Here is a 16,588-nt window from a genome sequence, read left to right on the forward strand (position 1 = left end):
CGGTCATGCTTTACGATCCCGATCGTCCCGGCAGTTTCAGTCATCCAGGATATGCCAAGGAGAGATGGGCGTCAGGTCGCACTCGTCATAGTCTAGGGCCGACGGCGGCGTTGGTGTCAGCGGATCAATGCGATCCGCGTGGCGTGACGCCTGGTCGATCCACTGAACGGCCTCGGCTGGCAGGGCGCCTTCAGGCTCGCGGCGGGCGGCTTCATAGGCGAGGATGAAGCCGCGCATGCGTTGAGCGCGTTCCCAGGCGAGGGATTGTTCTTCGAGGTCGTCGAGCTGTTTGCGCGAGGTCGCGCGCTCCAACCGCAACGCGGCGCGTCGGGCGTTCTCCTCTCCGGCGCGGAGCTCTCTAATTTCAGCCTTCCGCGCTTGCACGGTTGCAGCATGGGCGGCGCGATACAGCCCGACCATGATTTCGTTGAGGCAGTCCTCGACTTTTCGAGTCTTGCCATCCTTCCAGAGGCTGCGCAGGCCGTCTCGATATGTCGCCGTCGTGATCTGGACGGTCATGACGCCGCTGGGAACGAAATCGTACATTGGCGCCGTCGAGTATCCGAAGCGCTTCGTTCTAGCCTTCTCGGCCTCGGTCGCCCAATGGATCTGTCGCTGGGAGGCTTCCTCGATCGCAAGACGCTCGGCTTCGCCGCCGATGATGACGCCGACGCCGCCAGGTCCTGAACCGCCGCTTCGAATTTCGATGCGACGTTGGTCCAAAGCTATGGCGAAGGCGTCAATCAGGTTCACCGCTCGTTCTATCGAACCGGGAGGAACGCGAACGCGAAATGGGTCAGGGCCTGCGTAGACGACGGCGCCGTACTTGTCGGGTCGAGCCGCCTTCAGCGCCTTGAAGATACGTTTTGCTATCGGGTGCGTCGGGGAGGTCCCGGTGGAGACCTCGATCCGGGCCTCTGGTCTGGCTTCGGCTTCGATCAGAGGCGCGAAGATGCGGTCCATCAAATCCATCGCGAACGCTGGCGGTTCGGGTGTCACCGTGAACTCGATTGTCGGATCGTCTTTTGATTTCGGCAGCGGGGCGGGCTTTGGCGCCCGACCGGCGGCGACCTGTTGTCGATACCCTTGCGGGGGAAGGGGGATGTCGTGGCGCAGGCAGATCTTTCTCAAGCCCACGTCCGAAAGGCCGAACTGCTGTGCGAGTTTCGTCAGGGGCTCGCTCCACACCAGGCGGTGGAGTTCGCTTCTCGAGACCGTGTGGCGTGTCGTCATTGAGGTGGTCTTTTGATCTGTTCTTCGGCGTCGGCTTTTGAAGGGGCCGCTCCCGCACGAGCCGCCTGATCAAGAGATCAAGCTTCCAGAAGGCCTGCCAAGCGCTGCGCACGCGCGGTTACGGTTTCGATCAGGCGGGGAATGATCGGATGGGCCAGGCCGGCTTCGTTGAGTTCGATCCCGACCTGAGCGGCGATGTTCGGAGTCTGCAACGCAAGGTCTCTGGCGTGGGTCACAAGCTTGGCGGGGTCCAGTCGGGCTTCTTTCGCCAGTCGGGCGACATGTCGCGTGCCGATGTCGCGGAGCCGGTACTCGCCCCCGAACTTCATGGCCAGTTTCAGTTTCTGGAAATCCAGACCGTCATAGGGCAGGGCGCTGGCGACGTCGTACAGGGGGGCCAGGCGCACCCGGCCTCCACCGCTGATCAGCACCGAATAGTTCTTCGCGTGGGCGTCCGTGCCGGCGATGATCCAGTTGAGCAGAATGGCGTCCACGAAGGTAGCGATATCGGTTGAGGGATCGCTGGACTGGTCGGCCAGGAGGTCGATGCTGGCCCGCACGTTCGGGCCGCCTTCGTTCTCGTATTTCTCCCAAGGCAGTCGGGCGAGAGCCTGGCAGAAGTCTTCCTGATGAATCCGGGCGATCCGGCCGCCGATCAGCAAGCGGTCGTACCGCTCGATGACGATGGCGATCTCGTCGCCGAAGGTTCGTACTTCGGATCGCGCCGTCGGCAAGCCGAGGCGACGCGCCATCGTCAGGCAGAAATGCTCGTTCTCGGCGTGACCGTCGAATTCGCCGGTCGGCGGCTTGAGGATGTGGGTGGTAGGCAAGCGTCCCGAGGGGACGCCCCAACGTCCGTCGGCGAAGATCAGCGCCGTCTTGGGTTGGGCGCCGGCCAGGCTGAACTGGCCCGTGTCGCGCGCCTGGCGCCAAGCAGTATGATCCTCGCGCAACGCACGCAGGCGTTCGGCGATGCCGCCCTCATCAAGCCATTCGACGGCGTCGGTCGTGCCTGCCTGGAGCGCGTCCAGGCGATCAGGCCGGACGAACTGCACGGCGCCGGCGCAATCCTCGCCGACCGCGCCGATCAGGGCGAAGGGATTGCGCGGGGAGACATGAAAGCGACGCGCCCATCGGTCGATGACGGCTTCACTGTCCGGCAGCAGTCCCCACAGGAAGGCCTCGACGGGGCCATGGGGATGTTCAGCAGCGGCCAGCGGCATGGAGAGGGATAATGGATAGGCGTCGGGTCGGGCTCGCCAGGCATCTTCATAGGCGAGAGACAGCCGGCCCTGTTTCCGGTGGATGCGGCCTATCTGCTGGCCGTCCAGGAGAAGAATGAGCTGGTCGGTCATGGCGCTTTGGCGGCCGCGACGATGGCGTCGATGTCCACGGACGAGATCGGTGCGCTGGAGGCGGGGAGATCGTCCCCCAGGCTCAGGGGGATATCCAGCGCCTTGAGCGTTCGCAGGACGAGGCCGAGCTCTGCGCCCGCCTTGCCCTGCTCAAGAGAGCCGATCCATTGGCGGCTCACGCCGACCCGATCGGCGACGGCGGCCTGATCCAGGCCCAGCGCCTTGCGGCGTGCCCGAACGGCGGCTCCCAGGTCTCTCGGCGAGCGGATGATCATGACCAGTCCTGTCAGCGTTCGACGACAAATAACATTGTCAGCGTTCGATAACAATCCAATTTGTCAGCGTTCGAAGACGTGCGTGGCGATGCTTGGTCACCGCATATTTCGCGATGTATGCTGGCGGGCTGACCTGTTCGAGAAGCGCTTGCCCATGATGAACGATCAGGCGCTTCTGCATTCCGAGCATCTCGGTCCGGTGACAGAGGGCTCGTACGGCGACAGTTGATGCGCGAGCCCGGCTCCACCATTGGCTGTTCAGCTCTTCTGGAAGCCTTCCGCTTCAAGATTGTCCAGGACGCTCATGAGCCTGATGCTCTGCTTCTCCGTCGGGAAGGATCCCGGCCGAGCCGCAACCCGAAAGAGCGAATGGTCCGCAGGCGTGAGCAGCTTCCTGCCTGCTGCAAATTGTGCCGCTGCGGCCCAATGGTCAGGGCCGAGCTGCACGACGCGTGACTGCGCCTCGATGCCGTTGTCCATCTTCTGGGTCTTACGGGCGTCGCTGACGGCAGCCTTGCGGCTCTGCGGGTCAAGCAGCATGACTTCCATGGTCTCGGGCAGCTCGAACGGCACATCCTGCACTCGTGCCCAGCAGGCCTGCTTCTTGGCCCATTCGGTGACGTTGGCGACGCTGGAACCGGGCTGGGTGACGGCTGGACGGATGGTCTGGGCGATATCCAGGAGAACGGACGCCAGGGCGGAGGGAATGGTTTGCGCCTTCCAGACCTGGTCGAAATCCAGGGCCAGGCCCCGGGCCCTGATGAGCTGGTCCAGCTTGGCGATCGTGTAGGCGACCAGCTGGGCGCGATAACCGCCTTCGTCCTTGTACCACTGCTGGTCGCTGATCCGCTTCTCGAGGCCGCGGAAGATGATGGCCTTGGCGACGGCGCTTCGGAAGTAGAGCTCGTTTACGGAGTCACTGTCCTTCTCCCATCGACGTCCGACCAGCCGCGCATATTCCGCGAAAGTGTGCTGAGCGCCCTTGCTGACGAGGAAGGGGCAGGCTTCCCAAGCCATCTCGAATTTCGCGAGGTCCGTCTTGGCGAAGCTCTGGGACTTGGGAAACTCCTCGTCGAACCGCTTTTTCTGCGTGGGAGTAAGATAGGCGCGAGCATCGGCGTAGGAACCTCGAGCCCGCTCGTAGAACCATTTGGTCTGTCGGAAGGACCCGTCCGACGCGGGCGCCCAGATCCGGCGAGAGAACTCCTCGATGCGGATATGGAACGGGTGGTTGGCGAAGAAATCCGCAGCGTTCACGCGATTCTGACTGTTCGCGTACTCCGAGATCTTCGGCACGACCTCGGTCGCGCGAGCCGGCTCGACGACTGACAGCTTCATCTGGACGAAGATGCGCGAGAGATCCGCCTTGTCCTTCTTTCGCGACGAGAAGATCGAGGCTGTTGTCTGGCCGCCGTTCACGATCTGAAGATTGCGGAGTCGGCTTATGTAGGTCGTGCCGTTCCTGACGACCGTCTCCACCTCCTCGGCCGTGGCCGTGACGCCGTTGTTGTACGCGAAGAACATCGCGGGATCATTGAGGATGGTGTTGCGGATGCCCTTGTTGACGCCGCCCCTGGCCTGAAGGAAGGCGCGGACGTTCTGCTCGAGGAGCCTGGCTCCCCACTGCTCGTAGATTCGCGACAGCAGATCGCCCGGCACGACCGAGAGGTAGGCTTCGTAACCGTCGCCTCCGACGTGCGCCGGCAGGCATGGAAGCAGCTCGCCGAACTGCTCGCCGAAGTCGATCTCGATGTCTTCCTTGCCCCGGCCGGAAGAGACAAGCCGGTGAAGGCGGCCGATGTCCCAGACATTGTAGGAGATCGGCAGGGCGCCCAGCGTTCCGGCTTCCTGGCCGTCGTATCTGTCGTTCAGCCGACGGTTGGTCAGCAGCAACAGGCGGGCTCTCCCGATCTGCGAGCGCCGGGCGTGAATGAGTTCGGCAAGCCCGTACCCGGGCGAGCTTTCCTCCAGTCGATCCCTGAAGTCTCCGGACAGCGCCATCTCGAGGAAGTTCTCGAGCCGTCTGAAATGAGCTGGCACTGCTGACGCGCCCAGGGAAGCCACCGTGACGTCGGAGGAGAAATCGACGACCACCAGCGAGAGCACGCCGTCGGTTTCCGAAGGGTCCCCGCCGTACCCGTCCACTCGCATGCCCTTGGCCGCTCGATAGGGCGTCACGTCCAGCGTCTCCAGCTCGCCCGAGTTGACCAGCCAGTCCCCGAACTGTTCGAGGAAGCTTGTTTCCATGAAGCGGCCCGCGGCGTCGGCCTGGGCGCGGACCTCGTTGAAGAAGTCCTCGTGAAACTGTTCGAGAGTCTCGGCCATCAGTCCTGTTCCATCTCCAGAAGCGCCGCTTCCGGTGTCTCGAACGCTGTGCAGGCGTCCAGTCCGATCCAGTAGCTCACGCTGGCCACCCCGCTTGCGAGACCTGCTGCGTCGATGCAGGGGAAGCCATCGCGAACCTCGAATGCGGACGAGGATGTCCAGGCCCACCAGCGATCGCCGTAGTCATGTTCGGCCGAATAGCCCGCCGCGAGAAGCCGGGCCTCGAAGCCTTCCTCACTGGACGGGTCCTTCGCCACAAGAGCGTCCCTGACCCGTGCGACAAGGGTGTCGAGCGTGAAGGCCTGTCCGGCTTCCGCCAAGGTCGGGGTCAGTGCGTGTACGAGGAGGAACAGCCGCTGATCGATTACCTGCTGCAGCTGGTGCTCTGACGAGATCTTGATTGCGGCCTTGCCGGCATGGCGAGCCTTCACCTCGACAGCGCGGGTCCCGAACACGAAGTCCTTCGGCTCGTCCAGCGGGCCCCGCCAGGCCTCCAGCGCCGGCTTCGGCGAGATCGTGCCCGCCAGGCTTTCCAGGAAGAGGAGCTCGCCGATGAGACCTTGCTGCTCTTCCGGCCCCAGCCTGGCACGACCGGCGCCCCTCAGCAGGCTGTGCCACTTCCAGGCGCGCCTGATGGTGGCTGCAAGAAACGCCCGGTCGCCGTCGAGATGCCGGCTGACCTCGACGATGTCTTCGCAGAGACGATGGAAGAGTTCGACGTCCTCCTCTCGACGGAGAGTCAGGACGAAGGCATGCTGATCGTCGGTCTGCACCATTTCGACGATGTCAATGCCATTCAGCCGGGGGCGGGCCTCGTCAACCGTCGCGCTGCCCACGACCTGCAGCACCAGCGCGCATCGTCCATGGGCGTCGCGCGCCCAGAAGAAGTTCGCAGGGTGCAGGGGATCGATCCGTCGAAGGGTCAGGCCTTCGGACGGCCGCCCCATCTGTGTCCAGGGATGATTGGTCATTCTCCGTCGACCTCCTCGTCCAATGCGTCCTCGCCCATGTACTGCTGCCACCAGAGGCGGGCGACGGCATACTCGACGGTCGGCGGGTTGCCGTCGGCGGGCGGGAAGCTGATGCCCCAGGTAATCAGCGGCTTGTCGGTCATGGACGCGGCGTCGCCGTCGTCCGCAGTGAGATGGATGGGCTGAATGACCAGCAGCGGGCGTTTCCTCACCCTGCGATAGGCTCGATCAGGAACGTTCTGAGTTGCCGGATCCGACGCCTTGCGTCCGGCGAAGAACTCATCCCTGGCGAGGGTGCGCTCGTCTTCCGAGAGCCCGATGGCCTCCACCCCGCGCGACGAGACCCGGCTCTTCGTGCCGACGAGGATCAGGTCCTTGTGTTCCTTTTCAGCGACGCCCGTGCGTCGCTGGCAGCGAACGCTGAAATCAGGATCGGGATAGCTGCCGTCATCGGAGACGCCGACAATGGCCACGTCCCATCGGTCCTGACCCTGTTTCGCAACTTCGCGGATGAACGCGGCTACGGGTTCGGACTGGGTGGCGAGGCTGCGGTCGTTGTTTCGGAATGACCGGATGAATTGCTCGACCAGGGCATGATCGACGTCCTGCCACACGCGGTGGCGTCCGGACCACTGCCCGGACGAACCGTCGTGGCCCTTCTCCGCCCGGACCGCATCCACGAACTCGACGGCGGCCCTGCGGTTCGCTTCGGTCCTGACGGTGTCCGACCAGAGAGCGTAGGTCTCGACGAAGCGATTCGACAGGCCGATCACCATGGGGACCGATTGCGCCGTCCGCATCTTGTTGCGAGCGGTGACGATCAGGGTGTCCGGGTGAGCGCGGACCCGCAGGCCGAACTGCTCGGGCGTAAGCTTGAGCCGTTCCATCCTCCGAAGTTCGTCGCGCAGTTCCTCGATGGACTCGCTGATGTGCTCGTACCAGCCCCGGGTCTCTGGCGGCATCCAGATCCGGCAGAGGTCCTCGTATCCCGGACGATAGCCGAACCACCGGCCCATCTGCAGGAGGGTGTCGTACATCATCGAGTTGCGCAGGAAGTAGCTGACGGTCAGGCCTTCGAGCGTAAGGCCGCGTGAGAGGCTGAAGCCGCCGACGGCGATGACCTGAAGGCCGGTCTCCTCGTGTGCGTCATAGGCGAGCGTTCCTGCCGACCCGCTGTTCACCTCCACGACGCCGATGGGAGCGGCGCCTTCGAGCAGGGCCTCCTGCACATCCTCCCAGGAATGTCCGAGGTGATGGTGCTCCTTCAGCCAGGTATCATGAAGCGCCCTCATGTGCTCGTTCGCCAGCGCTTCGACCGCAGGGCGGGACGCCTCGTGGCGCACGGCTCGCACCAGACGGTTGAGATAGTCGTGGATCAGGTTCCGGAGCTGCTTCTGCACCGCGGTGAAACGCGATGCGTTAACGAGCATGCTTGTGTGGCGAGCGCCCTGTCCGCGCAGGACGCGAAGCGTGCGAGCGATGACGAAGGTCCGGACCGCCTCCTCGAGAGAGGCGGGCAGGCCGGTGACCACATGAGGCTGCTTGTGACTCATCGGCAGATGATCTGCGTTGTCGGTGATGGACCGGATGAATTCGCCGCCCGTCTCGTCCTGGAATATCCGCGACGCGCCGAAGTAGTTCGACGGGGCGTCAAGGGTGACGATGAAGTTGCGCGGGAAGAGGTCCGCCTTGAGCATCTCGTCGTTGGTGTCGGGATCGATGAAGATGTTGGCAAACGGGGTGGCCGTGTAGCCCACGTAGCACTTGCGATTGAAGAGGTTCAGAAGCTCGCGGATCTTCTGGTTGATCTTCGTGGCCTCGTCCGGGTTTGCCGAGGTGTTGATCGAGGCGTTGTCGGCCTCGTCATCGATCAGGAGCATGGGGTAGTCGACGAGCGACTTCGTCCAGCCTGTGTTGTGGGCCCGCAGCCATTCCGTCAGGTTGCGCAGGGTGTGCATGTTCTTCTTGATGACGAGCACAAGAGGAACGTTGAGCGACCCTATGTCCATGCCGGCGGCGTCGGCGATGCGCGAGTTGAAATCGCTGGTGGCATTGGTCAGCGTGATGGGCGTCCTGGTCGACGAGAACTTCGATACGCCGATGTGGGGCTTCTTCGGCTTGCCGCTGTCTCGTCCCACGAAGCCTTCGTCGATCCGCTGCTGCGTCTGATTGCGGAGATTGTTGTGGATGCCTGCAATGACCACGATCAGCTTGTAACCGGCATCGGCGGCCTTGCAGATCAGGCCGGTGTAGTTCGCCGTCTTGCCGGACTGTACATGCCCGACCACCATTCCGCGCCGATCCCATTCACCCGGCTTGCCGGGGTCCTCGAGAAGGCCGGCGATCCGGTCCGTCACGCCGTCCATGGTCGCGAGGACCTGCGGAGCGAAGTTCCGTTCCTCCATCAGCATGCGGTATCGATCCCAGTAATAGGGTTCTATCCGGGCCTTCGCGGCGGGATACCATTCCGTGAAGCCTTCATCCTGGACCACGCCGCCGATCGTCATGTGGATGTCGAACTGGCTCTCGATCTCGCGGGCGAGCTGCTCGGCCTGGTCGTCGGAGACGGTGAAGCTGTCCAGCACACGGAACTGGCCGATCGCTGCACGTATGGCCTCCGGCGTGGGGGCCCCTGTCTTGGCGATGAGCGGGCGGACCACGGTCCTGAGAAGATCGTAGGCGGTGTCAGACATTCTTGTCGTCCATGTCCTGGAAGGATTTGCGGATGAGGGGTTCGGCCGCCGCCCAGCTGGAACGGTAGGGCTCCAGGCGGGCGAGATCGGCGAGCACGGTGTCGAGCGGAATGCCCATGTCCCGGAGGGCTGCGGTCGTCAGACGGACCACGGCCTCGAGGTCCTCGGAGGGCAGGCTGGGAGATGAGACGGATTTCGGATCGGAAGCGGCGTCGGAGAAGATGGCGTCGATGGGGAAGGCCCGCTCCACGCTCTTCAGAAAGGCTTCCAGTTCGCTGGCGTGGCCGTCGGGCAAGGCCTCGGTGATGTGCGCCAGCATCGGGTGATCCCGATTGATCTCGTAGGACACCTGCCCCTTGTTCGCCCTTCGATGCCAGAGCGTGGCGGGACTGTTCGTAGCCGACACATGGCCCTTGGACGTGTAGACTCGCCTCGAGGGGCCCGCGATCTCGTTGATCAGGGCACGAAGTCGTTCCCTCACGACATAGGGGGGCTGGGCGGACGCCTTTCGCACATCGATCTTCCAGAAGGCGTCGAGGCCGTTCGGCATGTCGATCCTGACGCGGGCCAGCTTGGTGAGTTCGCTCTGCCTGGCAAGGCGGAACCACGTGCCGTGGATGATCAGACGGCCGCCGCGATAGACGTAGAAACCCTGGTTCTTGAGATATCCGCCCTCGCCTGCGTAGTGCTCCCAGTCCTTCGCGCTGACCTTGTTGTGATGGGGAAGGATGAAGCCCTCGATGTCGACCTTCTGTCCGGCGACCTGGATGGATTCGGCGGGCAGGCGCTGGGTGGCGGCCGACTTCAGATGAAACGGGTCAAACGGCCTGAGGTCTCGCCCGTTCATGCGGATGCGGACCTTCCGAAGGCCGGGCTCGCCCTGGAGGAAGCGGTGAAAGACCAGTTCCAGGTGGCGGCGGGCGCTGTCCAGGCGATCCAGCAGATGATCGGTCAGGGAGCTGCCACTGGTCGCGTCGGCCAGACGGTCCAGCTTCTGCCATACGACGGCAGTGCCGCTCGCGCCCAGTCCGGACAAGCCCGGCGTGGATCCCAGCTCGAATGCAGGGGGGAGCTGAAGGACCCAGTCGTCGCGCTCCACCACGAAGTCCAGATCCCAGCGTGCAGCCGAAGTCGCTCCGGCGGACCGAGTGACGACGGTGAGGCTCCGCGCCTGCGAGAAGGAAGCCGTCTTCAGGCCGAGACCGAAGCGGCCGAGATCATTTCCATCACGGCACTCTGTCGGGCTGCGGCTGCCCGGGCGCAGGGCGGTGAGGAGATCGCCCCGGCTCATGCCTTCGCCGTCGTCGATCACGGCAAGCCATGGTTCGCTGCCGGTCGTGTCGTAGTTTATCGAGACCGTCGAGGCCCCGGCGCTGATCGCGTTGTCGATGATGTCCGCCAGGGCGGTCTCGAGCGTGTACCCGATGTCGCGCATCGCCTCGATCAGCGATGCGGCGCTCGGGGGCGCGCGATGCTCGCTCGCGCCCTCGTTGATGTCTTGCAAGTTGCAGCTCCTCCCCCACGCCCAACGCTTAGGTTGCGAAACCTACCTTCGTCTTAATCGGCGTTATCCGAATGTCCTGTGGAGGCCGCATGCGACGGAATCGGTCGCAGGAATGCTGTCAGGGCGGTGTGATCGGCGCGCCGAACTCGCAGCTGGGCGCGCCGGAGCCTATCCAGGCGGCAAGGGCCTCGAGTGTTTCCGCAGGCTCACGACGCAACGCACATTCCCAGACCGTGGCGACCCTCCATCCTTCGTCCTCGAGGGTGGCCAGCGTGGCTGCGTCTCGCTGCATGTTGCGGTCGAACTTCTCCCGCCAGAAATCCGGACGAGTCGCCGGCGTGGTGGCGTATCGACATCCCGTATGACGATGCCAGAAGCACCCATGGACGAAGACGGCGGCATTCCAGCGAGGCATGACGACATCGGGCCGCCCCCGCAACTCGCGGGCGTGGAGCCGGAACCGGAAGCCGGCCGCATGCAGATGTCGCCTGACCAGTAGCTCCGGGCGCGTGTCGGCGCCACGGATGGCTGACATCATTCTGGAACGCGTCGCGGGATCGACAATGTCTGCCATGCGTGACTTTGACGGTGGTGGCGCTGGCCGGTCCTGGTAGATAGGGGATCGAATCGGTCGAGGACAGGGTGAGGCGCATGCCGCAGGCATTTCAGGTTGTGGACCTCTTCGCGGGCCCCGGCGGCCTGGCCGAAGGATTCTCTGGCTTCGAGGACGGGACCGGTCATCGACCGTTCGACGTGACGATGTCCGTCGAGAAGGAGCGGTCGGCCCATCGGACATTGCAGCTCCGCGCCTTCCTGCGACAGTTCGACGAGTTTCCGGACGAGTACTACGCGGCCCTGAATGCCGGCGCGGACATGCCCGACTGGTCGAAATCCCACGCCGGCGAGTGGGAGACGGCGCTCGGCGAGGCTCTCTGCCTGGAGCTCGGCACCGAGCAGGCCGGAAGGGTGCTGGATCAGCGCATCGACGAGCTCTTGCGGCTCGACGTGCCGACCGTCGTGATCGGGGGGCCTCCCTGTCAGGCCTACTCTCTGGTCGGCCGCTCGCGCAACATGGGCAAGACCGACTATGTGCCAGCCGAGGATCAACGGCACTTCCTCTATCGCGAGTACATACGGATCCTGAAGCGGCTTCGGCCCGTCGCGTTCGTGATGGAGAACGTCAAGGGCATGCTGTCGTCGTCCATCGACGGCCAGAGAATCTTCGATCAGGTCCTGGGGGACCTCCGCGGAGCGGCAGGCGAGGGATCCTACGTCCTGCTCGCCATCGGTCATGGCCGATCGGGGGCGATGGTCCTGCGCACGCCCCGGGACGCAGCCGACTTCATCGTCCGTGCCGAGGGTTTCGGCGTGCCGCAGGCGCGCCATCGGGTCATCGTGGTCGGGATCAGGAGTGATCTGGCTGCCGGACTGCGTCTTTCGGGGGAAAGCGCTGGCGTCGCGCCGAAGCGGGCCAGTGTTCGAACCGTGCTGGAAGGCATGCCTGCGCTCAGAAGCGGGCTCAGCCGCGCGGACGATCCTGCCGCGTGGCGAGAAACGGTGCTCGCGCAGGTTTCAAGGGTGGTAGACGCCCTGTCCGAAGATCCGGCATTTTCCCATGGCCTCCGGGAACGCGCCCGCGAGCACCTGGCCGCCTTCGAGGGGCGCAACAGCGCTCTGGAGCGCACCAGCAGGGAGCGCCCGGCGGCGATGTCCGATGATCATCGGACGCTCGCGGACTGGATCGAGGATCCCCGCCTCGAGGTGCTGCTCAACCATTCCACCCGCGGTCACATGGACGAGGATCTGGCTCGCTACTTCTTCAGCGCAGTCTTCACGGAGGTCGTGGGGCGTGCGCCCAAGGCGTCCGAATTTCCAGTCACGCTCGCGCCGGATCACGCAAACTGGTCGACTGGAAAGTTCGCGGACCGGTTCAGGACGCAGGCCTGGGATCGGGTGTCGACGACTGTCACCAGCCACATCTCCAAGGACGGCCACTACTTCATCCATCCTGATCCCGCGCAGTGTCGCTCGCTGACGGTTCGGGAGGCGGCAAGGCTCCAGACCTTCCCGGACAACTACCTCTTCCTGGGAAATCGCACCGAGCAGTACGTCCAGGTCGGCAACGCCGTGCCTCCCTTCCTTGCTCGCCAGATCGCGGAGGTCCTCTGGGGAGCTCTGGACAGCTAGGCTTCCCAGATTGAAGAGATCGATGAGCCGGTTTTCTCTAACGTCGTCCTGAGCCGCCAAACCTTTACCCTCCAGCCACGCCTTTCCTAGCGTGGCTGTTGGGTGGGAGTTATTTGGAAACTGCCGCTAGGTGGATGGCGTGTTGGGGAAAGGGGCGGCTCCGCGCGGTCAGCCCGAGCGCCGAGTCACTCGCGAAGCTGTGCGGCGCAGTAGGCCAGGGCCTTGATCATCCGCCCTTCCACGGTCTTGGGCGAAATGCCCAGATGGTCTGCGATCTGCTGGTGGCTCATGGCCCCGAACCGGCTCAGCAAGAAGACGTCCCGGAGCTTCACGGGCATTCCCAGTATGATGTCCTTCAGGACGACGATTTCGACCTGGTCGGCGGCGGCGGGTTGAGCCCGCGTCGCGAACAGGGGCTGCTCAAGCGCAAACCGGTTTTGGTCCCGGCGATAGTCGCTGAGGAAGACATTCCTCGCGACCTGAAGCAGGAAGGCCTTCGGTTTCAGGATCTCGATAGTGGCCGCATGACGCGTCACGCGCAGATAGGTTTCTTGCAGCAGGTCGTCGGCGACCTCTTTGCCAAACTTGTGCTGCAGGGTTCGAAGCAGCCAGGGGCCATAGTCGCGGAACAGCGCCTCGGGATCGCTCCCCTTGGAAAGCGTCAGGGATGGGTTCGCACTCCGGCCGCCAGACGCCACTTCGTCGCCTCCGATGACAAGGCGGGATGTCGCCATATCCCGAGCTCGGTGCGAGGCAAGCGTGCAGGCTTTCAGGCACGTTTGGGCACGCATGAACGCCATGCGGTTCCGGCCTGCTTGTTCGCTTCGTCTCAACCGAGGTTCTCACGCCTCGACGCCGCTCAGCGACGCATCGCCAGCATGAATCACCTGCGCAACCTTGGCAAGTGCGGTCGAATGGCGTTCTCTGGAAGCGCAAGCTTGACGGTTTGGTGCGCCGGGCGTTGAGAACATGGTTGAGCCATGCGCCGCCGCCTTTAGCCGAAGCCTGGACATACGCGGGGGCCGCCCGGGCGGAGGAAAGCTAGCCGAACCTCTGGCTGCCGCAAAGCTGGCCGCCCGATCGAAGGTCTTGGCGTCTGGCTTGGGCCTCGGGAAACGAAAGCCATCACGGGTAAACAACAGCTCAGCGACAGATCGGGAGGGCAAGATAAAAGAGGGGCGTCTTCGCTTCGCTTTTGTCCTTTCGTTTCCACTCACTAGCGAGCGCTCCCGACCGGTTCTGCGACTTGTGACGACTTGCGGCGGTTGAGAGCGGTTTCGCACCCCCTGAGAGGCGTCGTCATGACCTTCCGCAACATCATCGAAGACCGCATGTCGGCCCTGTCGGCGACGGCGGATGACGGGCTTCAGGTACGCCTCGCGACGAGCCTGAAGCGCGACGGCTCTGTCCGGACTTCGATGCTGAAGCGGCTCTCGTCGTCGATGCGCTTCAGCTACGGCGCCAAGGCGGGGGCGCTGAAGACGGCGGCCAAGCGATCCGGCAGCGCCTTCCGCGCGGACGTGCGCCAGCGGGTCATCGTCAAGGCGCTGGTGTCACGCCACCTCGGCAAGGGGATGGCGAGAGGCAAGGCGCTGGCGGCCCATGTCCGCTATCTCGGCCGCGACGGCGCCGGCCAGGACGGGGAGGCCGGGGCCTTCTTCGACCGCAACCGCGACGCCGTCGATGGGGCTGAGCGGACCCAGGACTGGGCCGAGCATCGCCACCACTTCCGCTTCATCGTCTCGCCGGAGCATGGCGACCGCATCGCTGACCTGCGCGACTACACCCGCGACGTGATGGGCAGGGTCTGCGCCGACCTCGGCGAGCCGAACCTGCCCTGGATGGCGGTCTGCCACTTCGATACCGACCAACCACACGCCCACGTCCTGATGCCGGGGCGGCGAGCGAACGGACGCGACCTGGTCATTCCCCGGGACTACGTCGCCTACGGGTTTCGGGCTCGGGCCCAGGAGACGGCGCAGGAGCGCTTGGGCGATCTTTCCCGCCTCGACGCTGAACGGCGCGTCTGGCGCGAGACCCAGAGGGACAGCTTCACCAGTTTCGATCGGCGGCTTCTGGCGTCGATGGACGGGGAGGGGATGGTCGCGGACGCCGTGGGTGGTCGAAACGCCTGGGCCGCTTTGACGCGTGGCCGTCTGGCCCATCTGGAGAGCCTGGGTCTGGCGGAGCGGCATGGGCGCCGGTTCAGGCTCGCGGATGAACTGGAGGGCAAGTTGCGGCGGCTGCAGGTCTCGAAGGACGTCATCCGCACCTTGAACGAGCGCAGGCTGGAGACGGGACGGACCGCTGAGGTTTTCCGCGAGGGAAGGGTAGCGGGACAGGTGATGAAGGCCGGCTTCCACGATGAACTCGGAGCTTCGCCCTTTGTGGTTCTCAAGGACGCCAAGGGCGTCGAACACTACGCGCGCCTAGCGGTCGGAACGGCTCTTCCAACCGTCGGCGCGCAGGCGACCCTCGGTCTGGATGCGAGGGGCATGATGCGGGTTGTGCCGGGAATGGCGCGAGGGGTCGGCCTTGGGCTCTAGGGTGCGGCCGGGGTGTTCCATTCGCCGGATCGGCGCGGCTGCCGGGAGGACGAGCGCAATCCTGTTAGTTGGCTCCGCGCCCAGTCGTGGAGTCGCTGGCGAGGATAGTAGGGCGTTCGGCCCAAATGCATGCAGGGTGGTCCGTCAGATCTCGTGCTGAAGATCTTGGCCAAGGTCCCCGGCGAGCGGCGGATGCCCATGCGCAGCAGTTCGGTCGACGCCTCCTTGCGGGTCAGCAGGACATCCTCCGTCTCTCCCAGGTACAGACCAGTCATTTGGGGTGCTCCTCGTTGCGGGAGCTATCCGGGGACGATGATCCGCTGGCGGTCAATGCGGCCGCCGAGCGGCGATCACGCGCCGGGCCGTTTCAGGATTGTTCAGGGCGTTTCAGGCGGTTTCACCGCGTCCGATCCACTCACGCGGTCTCTCACGAACGTGATGGTGACCGGCCGTCGGCATCCACAGTCAGGCGGTTGTGGCCTTCGATTTCAGCTCAGCTATCCTGGATTGGCAGAGGTCGGCGACGAGGTCGCGCAGTGCGCGAGCCCGCGCCATCAGCCATTCCAAGTCCTCGGCTGAGGCGTGGTATTGATCACTGTAGCGAGCTTCGACATAGGCGCGTTTCAGCAGCTCGAAGCGACGACGGTCGGCGCGTTGTTCGCGGGGCCAGGCCTCGACCAGGCGCGTGTCCACATCCTCGGCGAGGGAGCGCAGGAACTTGATGTTGTGAGAGCGCGGGAAATAGAACGTGTGGACCAGCAGGAAGCAGGCGTAGGCGGCTTCGACAGCTTGGTGGAGATTGAAGGCCGCTTTCCTGCGCCATTCGATGTCGTCTGCGTGTTCCAGCGACACTCGAGCGAGTTCAAGCCATACGTCCACCGAGCGCGAGATTCGCTCCTGATAACCCTCGGCTTGAGCCCATGCATCCCGAGCCGTCAGCGGTTGTGGCGTAGCGAAAGGGTGGCCGGGGATTTCGTAGAGCGAGACGCCGTCGCGGACGATGTCCGTCCAGAAGTACTCGCCGCGCTTCAGAGCGTCGTTCACTTCATGCAGATCATGAACGATGATGTTGACGGTCCGGCCGATGGATGGGTCCCGCAGGATCTGATCCTCGGAGTTCCACCAGTAGTCGGCGATGTTGGTCATCTTCGCGTTGTTGACGACGATCAGCAGATCGAAATCCGACAGGTAGCCGTTCTCGGGTTCATCGACCCAGTCGCCGCGCGCATAGGAGCCGAAGAGAATGATCTTCAGCACCATCCCGCCGCGACGCCATTCCTGCGTGCCGCCCCCGCCGCCGTTCTTGGCGGCCTCGAATCCGGCCAGCAGGGTATCGCGCACGCGCTCAAGCTCGCGCTGCTGCCGCTCCGGAAGATGGTGCAAATCAGACCGCATGAATGGAGTCTAGCCGAAAACTCCGAGGCTGCACCAACCAACGGTCAAGGTGGCGGCGCTTTAGGCCTGCGACGACTGCTTAGCGCCAGGAACGGACATTAGCA

General features: G+C 64.2%; 13 protein-coding genes. 2 read left to right on the forward strand and 11 right to left on the reverse strand.

Going from position 1 to position 16,588, the window contains the following annotated elements:
- Nucleotides 1-36: 36 nt before the first annotated feature.
- From DA69_RS01325 to DA69_RS01360, 9 genes are all read right to left on the reverse strand, one after another.
- Nucleotides 37-1,233 (reverse strand): hypothetical protein, encoded by a 1,197-nt coding sequence (locus DA69_RS01325; protein ID WP_145915877.1) that lies wholly within the window; start codon nt 1,231-1,233, stop codon nt 37-39.
- Between the two features lie 77 nt (nt 1,234-1,310).
- On the reverse strand, nt 1,311-2,588 hold the full coding sequence (locus DA69_RS01330) for a type II toxin-antitoxin system HipA family toxin (RefSeq protein WP_025977819.1): 1,278 nt from the start codon (nt 2,586-2,588) through the stop codon (nt 1,311-1,313).
- Nucleotides 2,585-2,863, reverse strand: coding sequence for a helix-turn-helix domain-containing protein (locus tag DA69_RS01335; protein ID WP_025977818.1), 279 nt, complete (start codon nt 2,861-2,863; stop codon nt 2,585-2,587). The genes DA69_RS01330 and DA69_RS01335 overlap by 4 nt, the downstream gene beginning before the upstream one ends.
- A 37-nt stretch (nt 2,864-2,900) precedes the next feature.
- Entirely contained in the window at nt 2,901-3,044 is a 144-nt protein-coding gene (locus DA69_RS14655) for a hypothetical protein (protein ID WP_167349623.1), read from the reverse strand.
- A gap of 77 nt (nt 3,045-3,121) precedes the next feature.
- Nucleotides 3,122-5,188, reverse strand: coding sequence for an AIPR family protein (locus tag DA69_RS01340; protein ID WP_025977817.1), 2,067 nt, complete (start codon nt 5,186-5,188; stop codon nt 3,122-3,124).
- Nucleotides 5,188-6,159: a PD-(D/E)XK motif protein gene (locus DA69_RS01345; RefSeq protein WP_082891403.1), complete on the reverse strand. Its 972-nt coding sequence runs from the start codon at nt 6,157-6,159 to the stop codon at nt 5,188-5,190. The genes DA69_RS01340 and DA69_RS01345 overlap by 1 nt, the downstream gene beginning before the upstream one ends.
- Complete coding sequence (locus tag DA69_RS01350) at nt 6,156-8,852, reverse strand: Z1 domain-containing protein (protein WP_025977815.1); 2,697 nt, start codon at nt 8,850-8,852, stop codon at nt 6,156-6,158. Before DA69_RS01350 ends, DA69_RS01345 begins: the two co-directional genes overlap by 4 nt.
- Nucleotides 8,845-10,356: an ATP-binding protein gene (locus DA69_RS01355; protein ID WP_051582112.1), complete on the reverse strand. Its 1,512-nt coding sequence runs from the start codon at nt 10,354-10,356 to the stop codon at nt 8,845-8,847. Before DA69_RS01355 ends, DA69_RS01350 begins: the two co-directional genes overlap by 8 nt.
- Before the next feature lie 118 nt (nt 10,357-10,474).
- The gene (locus DA69_RS01360) at nt 10,475-10,930 is read right to left on the reverse strand and encodes a very short patch repair endonuclease (protein WP_064108262.1); all 456 of its coding nucleotides are present in this window, start codon (nt 10,928-10,930) and stop codon (nt 10,475-10,477) included.
- A gap of 77 nt (nt 10,931-11,007) precedes the next feature.
- Between DA69_RS01360 and DA69_RS01365 the strand changes: the two genes are divergently transcribed.
- Complete coding sequence (locus DA69_RS01365) at nt 11,008-12,543, forward strand: DNA cytosine methyltransferase (RefSeq protein ID WP_025977813.1); 1,536 nt, start codon at nt 11,008-11,010, stop codon at nt 12,541-12,543.
- Between the two features lie 185 nt (nt 12,544-12,728).
- Here the strand turns inward: DA69_RS01365 and DA69_RS01370 are convergent, their stop codons facing one another.
- A complete protein-coding gene (locus tag DA69_RS01370) occupies nt 12,729-13,343 on the reverse strand; it encodes an RNA polymerase sigma factor (RefSeq protein ID WP_082891404.1) in 615 nt (204 codons plus the stop codon).
- A gap of 501 nt (nt 13,344-13,844) precedes the next feature.
- On the opposite strand from DA69_RS01370, the gene DA69_RS01375 reads away from it, so the two are divergent.
- Complete coding sequence (locus DA69_RS01375) at nt 13,845-15,089, forward strand: DUF3363 domain-containing protein (protein WP_025977811.1); 1,245 nt, start codon at nt 13,845-13,847, stop codon at nt 15,087-15,089.
- Between the two features lie 465 nt (nt 15,090-15,554).
- Here the strand turns inward: DA69_RS01375 and DA69_RS01380 are convergent, their stop codons facing one another.
- A complete protein-coding gene (locus tag DA69_RS01380) occupies nt 15,555-16,484 on the reverse strand; it encodes a HEPN domain-containing protein (RefSeq protein WP_025977810.1) in 930 nt (309 codons plus the stop codon).
- Nucleotides 16,485-16,588: the final 104 nt, after the last annotated feature.

Source organism: Brevundimonas naejangsanensis, assembly GCF_000635915.2.
Classification (GTDB): Bacteria; Pseudomonadota; Alphaproteobacteria; order Caulobacterales; family Caulobacteraceae; genus Brevundimonas; species Brevundimonas sanguinis.